Annotated in this window: 15 protein-coding genes; 12 read left to right on the top strand and 3 right to left on the bottom strand. The window is 67.3% G+C overall.

The window, feature by feature from the left end; translation table 11 throughout:
* Nucleotides 1–4: 4 nt before the first annotated feature.
* The gene (locus tag EOD42_RS22660; RefSeq protein WP_127789877.1) at nt 5–241 is read right to left on the bottom strand and encodes a hypothetical protein; all 237 of its coding nucleotides are present in this window, start codon (nt 239–241) and stop codon (nt 5–7) included.
* Nucleotides 242–309: 68 nt separating this feature from the next.
* On the opposite strand from EOD42_RS22660, the gene EOD42_RS22655 reads away from it, so the two are divergent.
* From EOD42_RS22655 to EOD42_RS22610, 10 genes are all read left to right on the top strand, one after another.
* On the top strand, nt 310–1170 hold the full coding sequence (locus tag EOD42_RS22655; protein WP_127789876.1) for an N-acetylmuramidase domain-containing protein: 861 nt from the start codon (nt 310–312) through the stop codon (nt 1168–1170).
* Complete coding sequence (locus EOD42_RS22650; protein WP_127789875.1) at nt 1170–1748, top strand: hypothetical protein; 579 nt, start codon at nt 1170–1172, stop codon at nt 1746–1748. The genes EOD42_RS22655 and EOD42_RS22650 overlap by 1 nt, the downstream gene beginning before the upstream one ends.
* Before the next feature lie 107 nt (nt 1749–1855).
* A complete protein-coding gene (locus EOD42_RS22645) occupies nt 1856–2500 on the top strand; it encodes a hypothetical protein (protein WP_127789874.1) in 645 nt (214 codons plus the stop codon).
* A 252-nt stretch (nt 2501–2752) separates the two neighbouring features.
* Nucleotides 2753–3034, top strand: a complete 282-nt coding sequence (locus EOD42_RS22640; RefSeq protein ID WP_127789873.1) for a hypothetical protein — start codon at nt 2753–2755, stop codon at nt 3032–3034.
* A gap of 6 nt (nt 3035–3040) precedes the next feature.
* Nucleotides 3041–3553 (top strand): putative metallopeptidase, encoded by a 513-nt coding sequence (locus EOD42_RS22635; protein WP_276318165.1) that lies wholly within the window; start codon nt 3041–3043, stop codon nt 3551–3553.
* Entirely contained in the window at nt 3543–4112 is a 570-nt protein-coding gene (locus tag EOD42_RS22630; protein ID WP_127789871.1) for a hypothetical protein, read from the top strand. The genes EOD42_RS22635 and EOD42_RS22630 overlap by 11 nt, the downstream gene beginning before the upstream one ends.
* The gene (locus EOD42_RS22625; RefSeq protein WP_127789870.1) at nt 4112–6157 is read left to right on the top strand and encodes a phage terminase large subunit family protein; all 2046 of its coding nucleotides are present in this window, start codon (nt 4112–4114) and stop codon (nt 6155–6157) included. The genes EOD42_RS22630 and EOD42_RS22625 overlap by 1 nt, the downstream gene beginning before the upstream one ends.
* 15 nt (nt 6158–6172) lie before the next feature.
* A complete protein-coding gene (locus EOD42_RS22620; RefSeq protein ID WP_127789869.1) occupies nt 6173–7933 on the top strand; it encodes a phage portal protein in 1761 nt (586 codons plus the stop codon).
* Nucleotides 7934–7983: 50 nt separating this feature from the next.
* Complete coding sequence (locus EOD42_RS22615) at nt 7984–9840, top strand: zeta toxin family protein (RefSeq protein ID WP_164868078.1); 1857 nt, start codon at nt 7984–7986, stop codon at nt 9838–9840.
* A complete protein-coding gene (locus EOD42_RS22610) occupies nt 9837–11033 on the top strand; it encodes a hypothetical protein (RefSeq protein WP_127789867.1) in 1197 nt (398 codons plus the stop codon). Before EOD42_RS22615 ends, EOD42_RS22610 begins: the two co-directional genes overlap by 4 nt.
* 172 nt (nt 11034–11205) lie before the next feature.
* Here EOD42_RS22610 and EOD42_RS22605 read toward each other — a convergent pair whose 3' ends face one another.
* The gene (locus tag EOD42_RS22605; protein ID WP_164868077.1) at nt 11206–11844 is read right to left on the bottom strand and encodes a GIY-YIG nuclease family protein; all 639 of its coding nucleotides are present in this window, start codon (nt 11842–11844) and stop codon (nt 11206–11208) included.
* 83 nt (nt 11845–11927) lie between these two features.
* Between EOD42_RS22605 and EOD42_RS22600 the strand changes: the two genes are divergently transcribed.
* On the top strand, nt 11928–18032 hold the full coding sequence (locus EOD42_RS22600; protein WP_127789865.1) for an SNF2-related protein: 6105 nt from the start codon (nt 11928–11930) through the stop codon (nt 18030–18032).
* Nucleotides 18032–18406 (top strand): hypothetical protein, encoded by a 375-nt coding sequence (locus tag EOD42_RS22595; protein WP_127789864.1) that lies wholly within the window; start codon nt 18032–18034, stop codon nt 18404–18406. Before EOD42_RS22600 ends, EOD42_RS22595 begins: the two co-directional genes overlap by 1 nt.
* Here EOD42_RS22595 and EOD42_RS22590 read toward each other — a convergent pair.
* Nucleotides 18382–18918 carry a hypothetical protein gene (locus tag EOD42_RS22590; RefSeq protein ID WP_127789863.1) on the bottom strand — a complete coding sequence of 179 codons (537 nt, stop codon included), beginning with the start codon at nt 18916–18918 and terminating at the stop codon, nt 18382–18384. The genes EOD42_RS22595 and EOD42_RS22590 overlap by 25 nt on opposite strands.

Genomic DNA, 18918 nt, shown 5'->3' with positions numbered 1-18918 from the left:
TACCTCACCTCCATTGCGGAAAGTCCAGGCGAGCCTCTTTCCGGCCGCAGACCGAGCATTTCAGCCTGGCGTGGAACTGATAGAGCTTCATCGACAGGTCCAGGTTGAAGCGCCAGACCCATTCATCCAGCCGGCCCTGCCGGCGGTGGTGGCACGGCGGCGGGCATGTCACGGCGATGACCAGGCGCATTCGGTAGGAGAGGGGATCCACCGGCTTCGGGTGGTACATGTCCGCGGCCATATGAGAACATATCGCGAACGTACCTTCTCGGCCACCCGCCCGAACTGTCGTGACGACACCCTGCCGCCATGTCAGACAGCACCCTCCTCACCCTCTCCGGCGCGGCAGCGCCCATGGCGCGGGCCGACATCGAAGCGGCCGCTGCCACCCTCGGGACGGACCTGGCGACGATCCGGGCCGTGCTGACCGTTGAGACCGGCGGCGCCGGCGGCTTCCTGACCGATGGCAGCAAGCGCCCCCGGATCCTGTTCGAGGCCCACATCTTCGGCCGGCTGACCGGTGGACGCTTCAATGTCTCACATCCGGACATCAGCCGCGCGAGCTGGACCACCGGCCTCTACCTGGGTGGCGCCGCCGAATACACCCGGCTGCTGCGCGCCGTGGAGCTCGATCGCCGCGCCGCGCTGTCCGCCGCGAGCTGGGGTCTGTTCCAGATCCTGGGCAGCAACTTCCAGGCCGCCGGCTTCACCTCCGTGGAGGTCTTTGTCGCCTCGATGCTGAAGGGCGAGCGTGAGCACCTGCTGGCCTTCTGCTCATTCGTGAAGGCCAATCGGCTGACCACCGCGCTCCGCGACAAGGATTGGGCGGCCTTCGCCCGTGCTTACAACGGGCCCAGCTACGCGGTGAACCGCTACGACGAGAAGCTGGAAAGCGCCTACGAACGGTTCGTCATCAGCGAAGCTGCGGAACACACCGTGCCCAGCGTGCAGGCAGCCACCACCGTCTTCGACATGCTGAAGGTGGGCGACCGGGGCGAGCTGGTGCGCCTGGTGCAGACGAAGCTGGGCGTGTCCCACCTTCAGATCGACGGGATCTTCGGGCGCGCCACCGAAGCCGCCGTGGTCCGGTTCCAGCAGTCCAAGGGCCTGCGCCCGGATGGCGTGGTCGGGCCAGCCACCTGGCGCGCGCTTAATGGGGAGGCCTCCTGATGTTCGCTCTCCTTCCGCTCCTTATGGGAGTGCTGCCCTCGGCCGCCGAGTGGATCGGCAAGCTGATAGCCGGCGAGCGCGGCGCCGCGGTGGCCGAGAGCCTGACCGGCGTGGTGCAGCAGGTTGTCGGCAGCAGCGACCCGGCCGAGGCGCAGCGCTTCCTGGACACCAATCCCGGCGCGGTGACGGAGCTTCGGGTTCAGCTTCAGCGGGTGCTGGCCGAGAATGAGGTGGAGCTGGCGAAGCAGCGCAACGCCACCTTGGAGATCGAGGCTCAGAACACCGCTGATGCCCGGTCGCGTGACGTGGAGGTGGTCCGTGCGGGTGGCAGCACGCGCATGCGAGATACCGTGGCCATCAGCACCATCGTGGTGTTCATCCTCTCCGCCACCGGCAGCGTGACGGCGATCATGCTGAGTGCGGATTCCATCATGGTGGCACTGGTCAACGTGATCCTGGGCGCGACCATCGGTGGCTACAACAATACCGTTAACTTCTTTCTAGGGAGCAGCCTGGGCAGTACGAGTAACGTCCAGACCACTTCGACCGCCGTTCGCATTCGTCCAAATCCTTCATAAGTGTAGGATTGCAGAACCTCCATGTGGGGGGAGATCTTATCTTGCGGCGTGGAGGATGCCGGCGTATTCCTCCATGAGCATGAGGGATATTCCTTCGGGGGTGGGGCATGCTCGGGCTCGAATTCTTTCAATGTGAGCGCACCAGGTCGCGTCTCTCGACGGCAGGCTGTGCCCGCCTCTGGCTATCCGTCGAGAAGCGCCCACCTCAGCTAGGCGAGACGCGGAACGCCTGCATCGGGTGCCCAATTGGCGCGCGTCACGCCGGCGTAGACCCCGAGAAAGCTGCAGTTGCTGCCCGCGCCCGGGAGCTCGAACCGCTGTGCGTGCGATGCACGGCGGGCGACCGGCGCCTCATCCGCGGCCTCTACTGCATCTCCTGCTACAACCGGCAGCGCGAGGTAGCGCGGGGGCGCGACGCACGGGGGAAGGTGCCCGGGCTGGCGGCAGCCCTCCACCCCATTTCCATTGTCATTTCCTCCACCCAGCCGCTGCACCGCCGCTATGGATCGGTCTCGTCGCGGGTGGAGGCCATGTTGATTGCGGCCAAAGAGACCGCCGGCGCCGCTACCGTCATCGGATTTCACCGGCTGGGCCCGATCCCCGACGACGCGCTGCCCGAGCTCGGGCCGGGCTTTGCTGGCGCCAGCCGGCGCCCCCGCTATCGGCGCCAGTGGCGGCGGGCGGGCTTCGGAAACACGGTGATCCCGACTTTCGCCAACGCGCTGAAGGGTGAACAGCTTGCCTTCTTCTGAGGGCGCGGGGGGCTGGGCCCCTCTCGACCATGCCTGCCGGTTTTGCGGCGGCCGCATCATGGGGCGGGGCAGGGAGGTGGTCTGCCACCACTGCGGTGCTGCCGCCACCGGCGCCGTCAGCGCGATCTGCGGCTGCGGGCTGAAGGCCGGGCCGAAGCTGTTTCCGTTTCGTTGCGAGGTCAACCCGACCCCCACCGCTGCCTGCCCTGCCAGGATCGTCATTCGGCGCGCCGCGCCCGTGAAGGCTTGACCATGACCGAAGCGCCGTTCCAGCCGAACAGCCCCACATCCCAGGCCGCCGCATATGCGATCGAGACGGACACGAACCGCCTTCGGCGCCTGGTCGGTGACTACATCCGCCGCTGTGGCGCCCTCGGCTGCACGGACGAGGAAGGGCAGAACGCTCTAGGCCTCTCCGGCAACACCTATCGCCCGCGGCGGGTGGAGCTGTTTGATAAGGGCTCGGTCCAGCGCACCGACCGCTTCCGGCTGACTGCGGCCGGCCGCCGCGCGGTAGTGTGGGTGGCGTGCTGAGGTGCCGTGACCTTCGCCCCCGCCCCAGAAGGCCCGAACGATCCTCGCCCCATCATGGAGCGGCTGATCGAGTGCGCCGAGGACTTCGACACGCTCCGGATCGCCAAGCCCGACATCCTGGTGTTGATGCGCCATGTGCCGAAGCTGCGCGGCGGGAAGCGCGAGCTCGGCAGCATGGGTCTACCTGGATTCCAGGGTGCCTATGCCCAGCTCGGCATGTGGCTGCTGGAAGAGTTCCACGGCTCCATCCCCGCCTTCATCCTGACCCTGGACGCCGAGTTCTGGGAGGAAGCCAGCGAGCGCCAGCGCGAGGCGCTGATCTTCCACGAGCTCATGCACTGCATGCAGGCGCTGGATAAGGATGGCGAACCCCGCTTCGACGCTGAAGGTCTCCCCGTCTGGGCCATCCGACCCCACGACATCGAGGAGTTCAACGAGGTGGTGCGCCGCTACGGCGCCTGGCTGCCGGATGTGAAGGCCTTCATCTCGGCCGCCACCGAGCGACGCAATGACCGATGACGCGGCCGGGGACGAAGCCGAACGCGCCGCCCAGCGAGCGCAGGTGGTTGTGGCGGTGGCCCAATATCTCGAAGACGGGGCAGATCCTGCTAAGCTGAAGGCAGCCATCTGCCGGCAGTTTCAAGACCTGCCGCGCAGCACCATCGGCCGATGGATCGACCACGCCTTTAAAACGGGCCAGGTGAAGCGCGCCGCGGCGGACGCCCAAGCTGGTGCCGCCGGCGGGATGTCCGGCGCGGCCGCCAGTTCCATCAGCCTCTCGCACCTCGCGGTCTTCGATAAGCTGTCCGTCTCGTTGCAGGCCATCGAGGGCGTTCTGGCCTATGCGCGCGGTGAGGATGCGACGAAGCCCAGAAATCCCAAGCTGACGCTGCAGGCGGCGGACAAGATGATCCGGGCCATCCAGGCCTCGCTGACACTGAACAGCCAGCTCCACGACGCCCACCGGCTCGACACCTTCATCAACATGATGCTCGAAGAGCTGAACCGAGAAAGCCCCGAGCTCCAGGCGCGCGTGCTCGGCCGGCTGCGCGCCGTCACCCGCCAATTCGGCATCTGATGGCCCGCACCAGCATTGCCGACCAGGCTATTCAGCAGTTCTCGCGGCGGCTGGCCCTGTTCGCCGCCGAGAAGGGCTACGCGCAGACGGGATCCATCCCCGAGGAGATGACCTTCATCCAGTGGGTGGAGGATCTTGGCTCGAAGGGCCTGAAGGTCGATCGGCGCCCGTTCAGCCTGGCCGATCGGCCCGCGCTGCGCCCGATCTATGAGGCCATCCCCACCACCCGCGCCGAGGCCTTCAAGCAGAAGCTGGTGATCCAGAAGGCGACGCAGCTTGGCCTGACGGTGTGGGAGGTGCTGGCCCAGCTCTACATGAGCCTCAAGTTCAGCCCGGTGAACATCGGCATGTTCATGCCCGACCAGTCCACCGCCGGCTTCAAATCCGAGCAGCGCTTTATGGCCATCCTTCGCTCGGCGCCGATGCTCTATGAGCGGCTGATCACCCGCCAGGAGGTGGACGGCAGCAAGAAGAAGATCGGCGAGGGCAACGTTCTGACCCGCCAATTCGGTGAATCGCTTCTGATGTTCCTCTGGACCAGTGGCCGTGTGACCACCGAGAGCCGGCCCATGGACATCGTGAGCCTCGATGAGGTGCAGGAGATGGCCCTGGCCCACATCGACAAGGTGATCGCCCGCATGGGCGACAGCGATCTCCGGTTCACCCTCATGCTCAGCACCGCCAACCAGCCGGAGCTGGACATCAACTACTGGTATCTGCAAGGCAACCAGGAGGTGTGGCACACCCGCTGCCTGGAATGCGGCGAGGAAAGCGACCTTTCCGACCCGGGCGGGATCTTCCCGGGCAAATCCACCGCCTACAACACCGGCCAGGTGGCGCACGCCCCCCACAACGAGTTCGTCTATGTCTGCCCGCGCTGCCGGGCTTGGATCCGAGATGCCCAAATCGGGCGCTACATTCCGCAGCAGCCCGGCAACCTGGCGCTGACCGGCGTGCGCAGCTTCCTCCTTCCGCGCACCATCAGCCCGAAGATGACCGCCCGCGACCTGGTGACGGACTTCAACCGGGCGAAGACGGGCGACCAGAAGAAGAGCTTCTACAACCGCACGCTGGCGCGGCCCTACATCGACGCCGATCAGCTCCCCGTCACCCTGGCCCACCTGCGTGAGGCCGCCCGAAAGGGCATGGAGATGGGGCTGACCTGGCAGAAGTCTGGACGCGGCACCTTCATGGGCGTGGACCAGATGGGCGGCTTCAACGTCCACATCATCAAGGGCCGGCTGCCCGATGGCCGCCAGGGGGTGCTGCATGTGGAGGCGGTGTTCGGCAACGAGGCCTTCGGGCGCACCGCCGAGCTCATGGACCAGTATGGCGTCCAGCTCTGCGTTATCGAACAGCTCCCGAATGCCAACGAGGCCCGAAAGCTGGCCGCCAGGTTCCCGCGCCGCGTCTATCTCGCCGGCTATGCGAACCTTCGCGACGACATGCTGGTCTGGGGTGACGATCTCACGAAGAGCGATCGCCGGACGGCCGAGAGCGACCGCAGCCGGTGGACCGTCACCATCCAGCAGTACAAGGCCATGCAGATGGCCCTGTTCCGCCTCCGTGACGGCGGCTGCCTGTTCCCGGATCCAGCGGCGCTGGAACAGATGGTCCAGGACACCAAGGGCGAGCACCGCATCCCTATCTGCCAGGATTGGGTGTTCGACCACTTCACCAAGACGGCGCTGGTGATGGAACAGGACGAAAAGACCCGGAAGCCCGTGGGCAAGGTGCAGAAGGTGGGGCTCGACCCGCACTTCAGCTTCGCCAACATGCTGTGCGACATCGCCTGGATCCGCAACGGCGGCGGCACCACCTTCATGCTCCTGGAGAATGGCGCGCCGGATCCGCTTAAGCCGCCCGAGCAGACCAGCTTGCTGGACACGCCCGGCTTGCCGCCCAGCATCCAGGCCATGATCGAGGAGGCGGCGCCGAACACCTGCGGTGCGTGCGAGGCGTTCCGGGATGGGCACTGCACGGCGCGCGAGTTCAGAACGCAGGCGAATGCGCCCGCCTGCTTCGCATACATCCCGGCGTCGTGACGCGACGCTGGGGTCATGTCTTCCGATGATGCCCGCAGTGTCGCGACCGATCCCCGCGCCCCCGCCATGGAGGTTCGGGATGCGGAGACGCAGCTAACCCGGGCCAGCATGCCGGCCGCCGGCGACCTGTTCTCACCTGAAGTGGTGGACCAGATCCGCGAATCCCTCGACTTGCTGAAGGCGCAGAACGTCATCCCGTTCCCGGGCACCCGCGTCCACATGCCCGAGCGGCGCGGGATGCAGTCGCTTGATCGCGATGACCTCCAACTGGCGTTGCAGGGCGGCTACTACGACCGGCCGGGCCTGCTTTCCCCCGAGACCATGCGCGACATGGTGCGTCGCACCCCCGTCCTCTCCGCCGTGGTGTGGACGCGCCAGCGCCAGGTCGCGCGCTTCTGCAGCCCTTCCGAGGATGGCGGCCTGGGCTTCGCGATCCGTCATGTGGACCCGAAGCACGAGCTGGCGCCGGAGGAAGAGGCCTCGATCGCGCGCCTGACGCGCTTCTTCCAGCATTGCGGATTCGAGTGGAGCCCTCGGAAGCGCAAGGCGCTGAAGCGGGACAACTTCCCCACCTTCATGGGCAAGCTCGTCTTCGACACCCTGGCCATGGACGCGGCCGCGATCGAGACGGAGATGAAGCGCGATCGGAGCCTCGGCATCGACGGCCTCTATGCGCTCGACGGCAGCACCATCCGCCTCTGCACCGATGACGGGCACCCCGAGTATCCGGACGCGGTGGCGGTCCAGGTGGTCAACGGGCGCGTCACCACCGCCTACCAGCCCGACGCGCTGATTTACGAACCGCGCAACGCTTGCGCCGATGTCCGGTATGGCGGCTACGGCTTCAGCGAGACCGAGGTGCTGGTGCAGACCGTCACCGGCTTCCTGAACGCGATGACGCTGAACATCGCGGGCTTCGAGCAGAACAGCATCCCGCGCGGCATGCTCCACCTGGTGGGCGACTACGGTGACGCCGAGCTGGCGGCCTTCAAGCGCTACTGGAAGCAGATGACCACCGGGGCGAAAAACGCCTTCGGCCTGCCCGTGATGGTCAACAAGGATCCGGACGGCAAGGCCAGCTTCGAGCGGTTCGGCGTCGAGTTCAACGAGATGTATTTCTCGAAGTGGATGACCTTCCTGACCAGCCTCATCTGCGCGATCTATGGCATGGCGCCAGACGAGATCAATTTCGAGAGCTTCACCAACGGCAGCTCCTCGCTCTCCGGCAGCGACACCACCGAGAAGCTGGCCGCCTCGAAGGACAAGGGCCTGCGCCCGCTGCTGAGCTACTTCGAGCAGACACTGACCGATTTCGTCGTCACCGACTTCAGCGACAAATACTGCTTCCGCTGGATTGGCCTCGATGAGCGCGACCAGGCGCGGGAGTGGGAAGGCAAGAAGCTGACCATGACCGTCGATGAATTGCGCGCCGAGCAGGGCCTAGGCGTGCACCCGGATCCGAAGCTGGGCGCCGCACCGCTGAACCCCGCCCTGATGACCGTCTACCAGGGAACGCTGCAACAACAGCCCGGCCAGGGTGACGATTTCGGCGGTGGCGGAGGCGATTTCGGCGACCCGGATGCCGAAGGCCCTGGCCCTGGTCACAACGGCAGTCCCGGCCTGGACGATGATGCGGTGGTGGGGGCGGATAGCATGGATGCCAAGCCGGCTAGCATGGATGCTCCGCCGCCTGGCGGTGGCGACTTCGGCCAGCCAGGCGAAGGCCGTGACTTCGGCAAGTCCATCCCGCTGATCTACCAGATCGGGGGCGAGTGATGGCAGGCGCACGCCAGGCTGGCGCGCAGCCGCGGAAACCTGCCGCCACCGTGAAGCCCGACCCGCGCGCCAGCACCGTGGAGGTGGGCGACGAAGTTTACGCGCACCACCCCGAGCGCGGGCCGATGGCTGTGCGCGTGCTGGCGCATGGCCGTGATGGCTTCACCGGCGAGGCTGCTGATGGAAAGCGCCATCCGCTGCGCTGGAACGCGATGCTTGGCCACAAGAGCCGGGTGGCGATGAATTTCGACGTTATCGACAAGGGGCAAGAGGGTTCCATCGTGCAGGACGATAAGGGCAGGCGCAGGTTTCTCGCGGGTGATGCGGGAGGCAACGCCGCTGCGCCGGCGGCGAATCCTGCACACCCAATCGCTGACCCGCTGATGGACGGCCTCGATCGCCTGGCCAAGGCGCTGAGTGGCGGGAAGCAGGTGATGTTCCTGAAGGCCGGCATTGCCAACAGGCCCGGGCTGGCGCTGCGCGACACCACCGACAAGGCAGGGCACCAGACCAAGCGATGGGTGCGCAGCGCGCCGGACGCGAAACAGCCACGCAAGCCTGGCCAGCAGGATGAGGGGGTGATCCATGACCCTCGGCAGACCGACCTGGAAGACTTCACCAATGCGCCGCACCATAAGATCGGCGACAGCGTGGGCTTTCAGCACGGCGACGTGCGAGGCGAAGGTAAGATCGTCTCCTCCGGGAAGGATGGCGTAACCCTGCGTGATGCCGCTGGGCAGACACACCAGGTCACTCATGACGCGCTGGATAAGCCGAAGCCGGCCGCTGGCGGCGGCGGTGGCGGTGGCGGCAATGACGGCGGCGATGATGGGAAGAAGGACGGGAAGGGTAAGCCCCTCGATCCTGACAAGCTGGACTACCCTGACCACCGGCCCGGCTCTGCTGGCGCCGATCCGAAGGGTGGTGCGGGCTTCTCGGCTGCCGGGCACTTCGCGAAGTTCGACGCGCCGGACGATGCGACGGTGCATTCGGTGCTGGCCAATTTCCCGCCTGATACCGCCAGCAAGATGGCGGCCATCGACAACAAACTGGCCGGGGTCACTGAGACGAAGACCCAGCACTACAAGGACGGCGATTACACGCCGGAGCGTAAGGAGCTCCACGGTAAGATCGTGGCGCACTTCCTTTCACCCGAGAAGATCGCTGCCGCCACGCCTGCGGCTGGCGAGAAGCCGACTTTCACCATCCTGGGCGGTCGCGGTGGCTCAGGCAAATCCTGGTTCAGCGGGAAAGTCTACGATCCGACCAAGGCCATCGTGCTGGACGCCGACGAGATCAAGCACATGCTGCCCGAATACGAGGGGTGGAATGCCTATCAGGTCCACGAGGAATCCGGCGACCTGTTCGACCAGATCACGCAGGTGGCTCAGGATCTCGGGCTGAACATTGTCCACGACGCGACCATGAAGACCCCCAAGAAGGCCGTCGCGCTGGCCCAGGCATTCAAGGATGGCGGATACCGCGTGGAGGCTCATTACATGCACCTGCCGCGCGCTGAAGCAGCGAAGCGTGCGGTGAAACGCTTCCTCGGCCCGACTGGCCGCTATGTCCCGCCCACGGTCATCTTGGGCAACACCCAGAACGAAGCCGCGTTCGACCAGGTGAAGGATATTGCGGATGCGTGGAGCTTCCGCGATAATCAGAACCGCGACGGGAGCGGCCCCACCCTAATTGCGGAGAGCCCCAAAAATGAACGCGACAACCAAACTCGTGAAAAGCAAGCTGACGGCGGAAATGCTGGAAAAGATGGACAGCCAGGACTGCCGGCCGCCCGTTCGGACACCAACGGCCAAGCTGCCCAAGTACCTGCAGGATCTCCTCGCTTCCAAAAAGGCGGCTGGCCAGGGCGGGCCCTCTTCTTCCTGAAGAGCTGGGGCCGTCCGTGACTGGCCCCCTGCTGCTGGACATCGGCGCGGTCCCGGAAGCGCACTGCAACGACTGCATCGAGGGCCTGTTCAAGGCGATGGCCGTCGATCCTCGCGGCGATGGCGATGCATCCATCTGGGAGCGCCACCATGATCCCTTCATCGCCCAGCACATCGAGGACGTGACGGCATGGATGCAGCGCATCCTGCAGGCCATCCAGGATGAGCTGATCGCCTATATGGGTGGAAAGCCGCTCGGCGCGCTGCGGAAGGCCGCCGATTGGGAAGACATGCGCCAGGCCCGGCTGGACGTGGTGCGGGCGCGCCTGGAAGCCAAGGGGCCAGCCCACTTCGGTATCGGCGATTGGATGGACCTGGCTGACCTGCTGCTGGCCGAATACCTGCCCGAAGGCGTCATCACCAGCATGGCGGACTTCATGGCAGTGCGGGCCGCGCTGCTGGGCAAGATCAAGGCCGCCATGGACCGCAGCGCCAGGCCGAACCCCGGCGCCGCGGCGATCGCTTCAGCGCTTCCGATGCGCCGGCGCGACCTGCCGCCGAAGGTGCTGACCGGAGTGGAATCCGCTATCCTGGACATCGCGGCCGCGCGTGCCGCCATGTTCATCTCGGATCTCGCCGACGACACGCGCAAGCGCATCAAGGCGGTGCTGCTGGAACGGCTTCAGATGCAGGTGCTGGGCGAGCAGGGCGGCACGCCGGAGTATCTGCGCAGTGCCCTGTTCGATGAGTTCGGCCAGCTCAACAGGGACTGGCGCCGCATCGCGGTCACGGAGATCGGCGAGGCGCACAACACCGGCTTCATCGCGGGCCAGCCCCTCGGGGCGAAGGTGCGGCGCGTCGAGGCCTACCGGGGCGCCTGCGATTTCTGCAAATCCATCAACGGCAAGACGTTCCGCGTGGTCGCGCCCGGCGACCCGAAGCGGAACGGCAACAGCGACGTGTGGGTCGGGAAGACCAACGCCCGCCGTAGGGCGAGCTCGAAACGCCGTGATGGCGGGGTGATGGTGGAGCGCTCGCCCGATGAGCGGTGGTGGGTGGCCGCCGGCGTGCAGCACCCGCATTGTCGGGGATCGTGGACCTATGTGCCGGAGGCGAAGCCGGCGGGTGTGGATCCCGCGTTCATGGCCTGGCTCAATGGCGAGTTGGCCAAGGTGGCTGTCACCACCGCCAAGCCCGATCCAGCAGCGACTTAGTTTCCCCTGGTGGGTGCGATGCGCAGGCAGCTCTCCCCGGGCATCGCTCCGCCTTTGCGACGTTGCCGGCATCCCACTTGCGTGTGCCGGGCGTAGGCGGCCCCTACTGAACCTTGCGGGTGGGGGGCGCGATTGACCTCTACGGCCCTTCCCACCAGGAGAAACTGAGGCGCTACCCGGGCGCGATCGCTAGGACATGGTGCCGAGCTCCGCGCTGCTGCACGTCCAGCAGGGTGATGTCGTCCACGCGGTCATGATCGGCCACCACCAGCACGTCACCGGCTTCGAGCGCGGCCAGCACCCGTTTCAGGCCGGTGCCTCGCCGCCCGACATCGCGGTAGATCCCCGCCACCGGCACCCCCATCCGCGTCAGTAGATCGGCCTCGGCGCCTGCCTCCATGGCGGTCGGGCGGAAGACATAGCCCCAGGTGCGTTGGTGCGCTGCCGTCTCGGGCGGTGCGGTGGCAGTTTCCATCGCTTCCGCGCATGCGTCTTGCAGCGCATCGGCCTCCCGTTCCGTGTCGCGCGCCTCGGCGGCCAGGGTGATGGCCAGTTCAACCGCCTGGCAGGCAGCTTCAGCCCCCACCGCGAAACGCTCCCGCTGGCCGGTGATCTGGTGCCGATATGTGGACAGCAGGCGGTGTGCGATTGCTTCGACCCGCTGCGCGTCGCCAGCGGGGCGCAGCCAGTCCTTTACGACGCCAGCGGCGCCGGTTGGCCGAAGCTGTGCCAGGCGCGACACCGGAGCGACTGAAATGCCGATCTTCGTGTCGCGCTCACCGTAGCCCATCACATACAGATAGTTCGGCATCAAATCCTTCCTTGATGAAGGATATGATGCGTCCATTTCCTCCAATTCGCAACAGCCGTGTGTCGTGACGCGACCATTGGCAGATGCCAGTGATCCTCTTCCTGAAGGCCATCATCCCGGGCGGCGCCGCTGGCGACCTGCTCAACAGCCCCGTGATGGTTGGGGGCTACCTGAGCAAGAAGGGCGTGTTCGTCGCCCCGCATGCAAGCCATCGGCGAAAGCGCATCGCCACCATCGAGACGCATCGGCCGGTGGCGCAGCCCGACCTATTCGCTCCGGCACCGGCCGCGCTTACCCAGCCGCCCGTTCAGCAGCAGCTCACGCTGGATCCACCGCCGATGGAGGCTCCGGCCGCCACCGAGCCGCCACCCGCAGCGGATCCGATGCTGGCCGAGGCGGGGTTCATCCTGCACCTCGACGCGGAGAAGACGCAGCAGGTTCTGGATGCTGCCCTGGCTGCGCGCACGCTCGATTGGTCCGCCAGCGACAGCGGCCGGGCCCGCGTCCGCGTGGCGATCAAGCGCGCCCTCGGCAGCGTGGCGCCGGAGATCTCGGCCACCACCGTGCACGAGCTGGCCGGCGATGTGACGGCGATGCTGGCACGGCAGGAGGAAAACGCTACCGATGCAGGCCCCGCCGAGCCCGCCGCGGCGCCCGCGCGTGGTGCTGTTCATGCTGAGGTGGCAGTTCTGCACCCGGAGGTGCCGCCCCAGGCCGAGATCTATCGCCCGGCTGCCTGGGGCATGCCCGCCGGCGTGAAGGCGAAAGCCCGCATCAAGGCGAACAAGGAGGCGGAAGCCATCCTCGCTGCCAAGGCCGACGACGCCATGACCGATGGGGACCGCGATCGGCTGGCGCGCTACACCGGCTGGGGCGGGCAGGGGGTCGGCACCTCGCCCAACGAGTATTACACGCCTCGCGACGTGGCTCAGGCGGCGTGGAGCCTGGTGCGCAAGCTGGGCTTCACCGGGGGCGCGGTGCTGGAACCCTCGGCTGGCGCAGGCGTGTTTCAGCATACCGCGCCAGGGGACGCGCAGATCACTGCAGTGGAGTTGTCCACCGACAGCGGGCGGGTGAACCGGATCCTGCACGGCGCCCGCGACGAGGTGGTCACCGACAGCTTCGAGGGCTTCGCCACCTATGACCCCCGGCGCTTTGACCTGGTGATCGGCAATCCCCCCTTCGGCGCGCGCAACGCCTTCCGGCAGCAGGATGTCACCAAGACGGACATCACCCGCGCCGAGCAGTATTTCCTGGATACCGCTCTCGACAAGGCGAAGGACGGCGGCCTGGTGGCGCTGGTGCTGCCCTCCGGTGTGCTGGACGCCAGCAGCGCGCGGGCTTTCCGCGAGCGCATTTTGGCCAAGGGCCAGGTGATGGCCGCCTTCCGCCTGCCGAACACGGCCTTCGCCGATAGCCAGACCGAGGTGACAACCGACCTGCTGGTCATGCGCAAGCGGCCGCAGGCCCTGGCGGGCGCGCTGGGGGCGCTGAACACGCAGCAGCAGGCGGCGCTGCCGCATTGGGATCCGGACTTCGTGGCCGGCCGCTACATGACCGAGGGCGCCGGCGCGGCGCACGTCATGGGCACGCTGGAACCTGGCTGGCGCGCCAAGGCTGGCATCGGCGACGACATCACCGTCAGCGGCAGCATGGATGGGGTGGCCGAGCACATTGCGGCGTGGCAGCCGCCCACTGACAGCCTGGCGGACAACACCCCCAGCATGGCCGCCATCCTGGCCGCCGCCGGCGACGATGCTGCGCGGGTGGAGCGCGCCGCAGATCGTGCGCCTTATCCCGAGCGGCACGAGGGCGATACGCTGGTGCGCGACGGCATCATGTATGTCCTGCGAGGCGGGCGCTGGCATCGGGCCGAGCAGGACATCCCGGCGGTGGTCCAGGATGCGCTGCAGGTCGGCGAGCTGCTGGACGGGGTGTTGCGCGGCGACGCTGCAGGTACTGCCCTGGCCCGGGTGAACCTCATCGAGGCGCTGGACGACTTTGTGGGGAAGCACGGCGCGCCTGGCCGGAACCGCGAGCTGCTGGACTGGACCAGCCAGCCCCAGCTTCCCACTGGCGGCGCGGATGCCGGCGACCATGCGCAGCGCACGGCGGCCGCCGCGAAACAGGTGGCCCAGCTCCTCGGCGCCGTGGGCAGCGACGGCAGCTATTCCGATGCCGTCATGGGCACCAGCCGGGCGCAACATGCCCCGCTGGCAGCGGTGGCCACCGAGCTGGCCGGCAGGGAAGGGCAGTTCAGCATTGAACAGCTTGCCCAGGCGGCCGGGCGCGCCGATGCGGAAGGGGTGGAGGAGGAGCTGTTCGCGGATCCCGCCTTTGCCATGCTGCCCGACCAGCCGGGCCAGTGGACCAGCCGCGACCAATACCTGTCCGGAGCGCTCTGGCCGAAATACGACGCGGCGCGTGCAGCCGCCGGCGATGAGGGCCGGGTCGGGCCAGAGCGTGCACGGCTTCAGCGCCAGGCTGATGAGCTGCACCAGGCCATCGCGCCCAAGGATCTCGGCGATGTCGAGAACATCGAGCTCGGCAGCCCGTTCGTCAGCCATGCGGCGATCGAGGCCTGGCTGAACGCGACCCACCCCAATGACGGGCCGTGGGAGATCCTGGACGATCGCGGTGCCATCCAGGTGCGCGGCCGCTATCGCGGCTACGGCGAGCGGCCGAACGATGAGCTGCTGGCCGCCGTCCTGATGCGGCGTGGCGTCCGAAAGGATGAGGCGGCGCAGGTGGACCGCCTGCAGGCCGGTTTCCGCGAATGGCTACTGACCGACGAGACGTGGCGCGCCGCCACCGAGGAGCGATACAACCGCGACTTCCGCGGCTTCGTGCCCCGGGCATATAGCGAGGAGCCGATCCCGGTTCCTGGTCTCTCGCCCGATTTCAGCGTCAACGCCTACCATTGGGCGGGCGTGCGGCGGCTGCTGGACGATGGGCGCGGGATCTGTGCCGCCGATGTGGGCGTGGGCAAGACGCCCCGCGGCCTGCTGCTGAACGCGATGCTGCGCGCCACCGGCCGGGCGAAGAAGCCCGCGATCGTGGTGCCGAAGAGCCTGCTGGCCAATTGGGTGAAGGCCCAGCAGGCCATGTTCCCCGATGCGCGGATCCTGGCCATCGGCGAAACGCTGGTGACGAAGAAGGATGGCACCGTCACCAGCCGCGAGGACGACGAGCAGACCCGCCGGCGCAAGCTGGCGGAGCTGAAGCAGAACGATTTCGATTTCGTTTTCATCACCCTTCCGACCTGGAACCGCATCAACCTCGATGAGGCGCGCCAGAAGCGGTGGGAGGATGAGGACTTCTATACCCAGCGCCGCGAGGCCCTGGACGAGGCAAAGGAGAAGAAGGCCCGCAAGCTGAAGGACCGTCATGAGGGCAAGGTGGCCGCCAGCAAGTTCGTGGCCACGGGCGAGCGCAACATTACCCTCGAAGACACCGGTATCGACGCGGTGCTGATGGACGAGGCGCATAGCATGAAGAACCTGGCCAGCCCGGAAGCTGGCCAGTTCCAGGAGCTGAAGTTCCTCGGCGCGCCGGGCACCCCCTCGAAGCAGGCGGTGGCGACAGAGCACAAGTTCCGCTGGATCCGCGAGAACGCGGCGAACGGCGGCAACGTCTACATGCTGACCGCCACGCCCACGAAGAACAGCCCGCTCGAAATCTACTCCATGATCCGGCACATCGCGCCGGAGGCCTGGACCTCGATCGGGATCAACAACCCCGACGACTTCGTTGACCGCTTCGTGGAGCGCGAAACCGACACCATCCTGAGCGCGAACGGCCAGGCGGTGGAGGCCACCGTTGTTACCGGCTTCCGCAACATGGACGAGGTGCGCGGCATCGCGACGCGCTGGATCCACCGGCAGACCGCTGCCGATGTTGGGCTCAAGATCCCGCTGCCTGAAATGCAGCAGCACATGGTGGAGATGGATCCGGCCCAGGCTGAGGCTTACGCGGTGCTCCGCCCGAAGCTGGAGCAGGCGCTGGCCCAGCGCGATGCCGAGGGCAGCGACCACCCGTTCAGCGTCATCAGCGACATGCAGAAGGCCGCCACCGACATGCGGCTCCTGCACCCGGGGGGTGAACACGCGCCGTCGCCCAAGATGCGCGACATCGCCGAGAATGTGGCCCGCCTGGCGGCGAACGGCGGCCAGATCGTGTTCAGCGACTATGTGGATGCCCATGGCATGATGCGCGATGCGCTGGTGGCCGGCGGGATGGACCCGAAGCGGATCGGCATCATCAACGCGCAGGTCACGCCGACCAGCACCAGCCGCCAGCGCGTTGCCGACGCCTTCAATGCCGGCCATCTGGACGTGGTGATCGGTAACACGGCGACCATGGGCGAAGGCCTGAACCTGCAGGAGACCACCAGCGATATCCACCACGCCGACACCCCTTGGGAGCCGGCCAGTGTGATCCAGCGCAATGGGCGCGGCCTGCGCCAGGGCAATACCCGCGAGACGGTCGGGCTGCACACCTATCTCACCAAGGGCAGTTTCGACGGCTACCGCTGGCAGTCCATGGCGGCCAAGGGCGACTGGCAGACGGCGTTCTGGGGCGGAGGCGATCGGCTGGACAACATGCAGCGCGGCTCCCTCGGCCGGCTGGAAATGCTCATCATGGCCTCGGCGGATCCTGCGGCCGCGCGCGAGAAGTTCGCCACCCAGCTCGAAGACGCCAAGGCCCGCCGCGCTGCCGGCGAGAGCATCAAGGCCGTGCAGACCTGGGCGCGCTACCGCGACACCATGCGACAGATCGAAGCCATGCGCCTGAAGCGCGACCGGAAGAACGCCTACCGCTATGGCGCGGCGCCGAAGGTGGAGGAGGGCGAGACCGAGAAGGGCATGCGGCTCCGCGCGAAGCGGCTGAAGGCTTCGCTGGCCGCCAACCCGGCCTTCCTTCACGGCGACGTGCTGGACGCTGACCCGTCATCGGTGGCGATCGACCACCGCAGCGGCCGCGTGTGGCGGCCTGGTCAGGAGGTGGAGATCCAGCCTGGCGGCAAGTTCAACACGATGTCCAAGGAGCCGGAGGCTTATGTGGTGCAGGCCGTGGATGATGTCGGTGGCACCGTCAGTCTGCTGCCGGCTGGCTATGCCACCCTGGATGGCGCTGACCGCTTCGCCCGCACGGTCGAGATCTCGAAGCTGCGCGATGGGGTCAGCGATACCAAGGTGGACCGGGATGCCGCCTATGAGCGCCAGGCGGCGCGGGACAAGGCAGCGGCCGAGGCGGCAGAAGCGGCCCGGCGGGCCGCCCAGGAGGCCCAGGCCAGCGAGGAACGCCGCGCGGCCGCGTCGAAGGCTGAAGGGATCCTGAACGGCACCGCCCATGGTCATGCCGCCGATCTGGCCGCCATGGGCGATGACTGGCTGCAGCAGCACGGCGAGGCGCTGCATTCCCGCCTGATCGAGAGCCAGCGCAGCGGCCGCGCGGGCTATGCGACGCATGCGGTGATGACGGACGCCGGCGGCAAGCCCTATGTCGTCTCCGCCTATCAGGCGACCAAGGCGCCCGCCGACCACCGCGTCGCCCTGCCCACCACCGCGCTGCGCGACAAGCTGCTGGCCCAGGAGGAGGAGCACCGGCTGACCAGCCCGCTGCGGAACCACTATCGGCCGGTACCGCGCACGCGCAGCGGTCAGACCGAATATGCTGGGGCCAAGCGCGACAACCCAGCCGGTACCGACATCCTGCTGAACGACAGCCCGTCCTCGATCGCGATCCGCAACCTCTGGCCGAAGCAGGCCCCCGAGCTGCTGGCGGGCGTGGCCGATCGCGCCGACCGGCGGGCCGCTGATGCCGTGCGGGCGGCGCCGAGCTGGCGCGATGCCGTGCGCAACGCCGCCGGCGGCCTCAGCGCCCGGGACAGCGTCATGCCGGGCATGAACATCGGCAGCATGCGCCCGCACACCCTCGCCGCGCTCCATGATGCCGCCGAGAGGCATGGCGTGCTGGACCGCGGCGTGGATACCGCGCTCCCCGCCACCCGGGGCGACGACAGCACGCTCAGCGCCATGCGGCGGGTGCTGAGCGGCGCCGGCGGCTATTACGTCAGCTCGGTTGGCAAGACGCTGAAGGATGCGCTCCGCACCGCCCATCCGGGCCACCCCGAAACCATCCGCATCGCTGGCAGCGTGCTGGACGATCCCCGAAAGGCCGCCTGATGCTCGACGCGCTGACGAACACCCCGCCCGAAACCGTGGCGCCGATTCCTGCCGATGGTGTGCCGGAGGTGCTGGGCAACATCGCCCGCGACCTGCAGGGCCAGGTGCTGCGCTACCGCTGGTTCGGGGTGTGGTGGTGGCCCATCAAGGTGCTGCTGCTGGGAGCAGGGTATGGGCCCAACCTGCCGATGCTCCGGCACTACATGGATTCCGAGGCGCTGGCGACGCTGCCGCGGCCGCTGGAACCGGGCCAGGTGCTGGCCGAAGGCCTGGCCCATTACCAATATGCCGCCCGGCTGGCCCGCCACCAGGATTGGGTGGAGACGCCGGACGGCGACATGATCCGGATCTACGACGCCGATATCGAGACCTGATCCGTGGCAAGCAGGTCGATCGCCTCATACGCGACCGCGGCGTAGCAGTCGCTGCGGGTCTCGATATCGAGCCGGACAGCGCATTCACCGCTCTCAGGGAATATCCGCGCGATGGTCCCCGGTTCAACCCTTCGGCGCCAGGGCACTGCTACCCGCGTGCCCACACTGAACGGGGGCCAGATCTCGTAGAGCCGCACCCATTCCTGTACCTGCCGGATCAGCGCTCCCACCCACGAGCTGGCATGGCCGCCCAGAACTTCCACCATCTGAGCGGACGGATCCCAATGGGCTCGGTCTTCCAGCTTCTTGGCAAGCTGATAGCCGTCCTCCAGATAGTCGGCGTAGCGCGCCAGCTCATAGGCGGCATCGTCGGCTTCCTCTTTCTGCAGCAGCCCATGCCGGACCAAGGAAGCCACGGTGCTTTCGCAGGCCTCGGCCACCACCGCCGGATCCCTATAAGTCGGCCGGAGCGGGATCCAGCCGCCGAGGTCATCGCAGTTTATCGGGCGCAT

It is taken from the genome of Rhodovarius crocodyli, from assembly GCF_004005855.1.
GTDB lineage: Bacteria > Pseudomonadota > Alphaproteobacteria > Acetobacterales > Acetobacteraceae > Rhodovarius > Rhodovarius crocodyli.
The sequence above is the reverse complement of the archived record's forward strand: the minus strand, read 5'-3'. Positions and strand labels throughout refer to the sequence as shown.

Excerpts from the sequence above, each read along its gene's own strand:
- EOD42_RS22660 (WP_127789877.1), bottom strand. The coding sequence starts at position 241 with ATGGCCGCGGACATGTACCACCCGAAGCCGGTGGATCCCCTCTCCTAC.
- EOD42_RS22655 (WP_127789876.1), top strand. The coding sequence starts at position 310 with ATGTCAGACAGCACCCTCCTCACCCTCTCCGGCGCGGCAGCGCCCATG.
- EOD42_RS22650 (WP_127789875.1), top strand. The coding sequence starts at position 1,170 with ATGTTCGCTCTCCTTCCGCTCCTTATGGGAGTGCTGCCCTCGGCCGCC.
- EOD42_RS22645 (WP_127789874.1), top strand. The coding sequence starts at position 1,856 with ATGCTCGGGCTCGAATTCTTTCAATGTGAGCGCACCAGGTCGCGTCTC.
- EOD42_RS22640 (WP_127789873.1), top strand. The coding sequence starts at position 2,753 with ATGACCGAAGCGCCGTTCCAGCCGAACAGCCCCACATCCCAGGCCGCC.
- EOD42_RS22630 (WP_127789871.1), top strand. The coding sequence starts at position 3,543 with ATGACCGATGACGCGGCCGGGGACGAAGCCGAACGCGCCGCCCAGCGA.
- EOD42_RS22625 (WP_127789870.1), top strand. The coding sequence starts at position 4,112 with ATGGCCCGCACCAGCATTGCCGACCAGGCTATTCAGCAGTTCTCGCGG.
- EOD42_RS22620 (WP_127789869.1), top strand. The coding sequence starts at position 6,173 with ATGTCTTCCGATGATGCCCGCAGTGTCGCGACCGATCCCCGCGCCCCC.
- EOD42_RS22605 (WP_164868077.1), bottom strand. The coding sequence starts at position 11,844 with ATGCCGAACTATCTGTATGTGATGGGCTACGGTGAGCGCGACACGAAG.
- EOD42_RS22600 (WP_127789865.1), top strand. The coding sequence starts at position 11,928 with ATGCCAGTGATCCTCTTCCTGAAGGCCATCATCCCGGGCGGCGCCGCT.
- EOD42_RS22595 (WP_127789864.1), top strand. The coding sequence starts at position 18,032 with ATGCTCGACGCGCTGACGAACACCCCGCCCGAAACCGTGGCGCCGATT.
- EOD42_RS22590 (WP_127789863.1), bottom strand. The coding sequence starts at position 18,918 with ATGCGCCCGATAAACTGCGATGACCTCGGCGGCTGGATCCCGCTCCGG.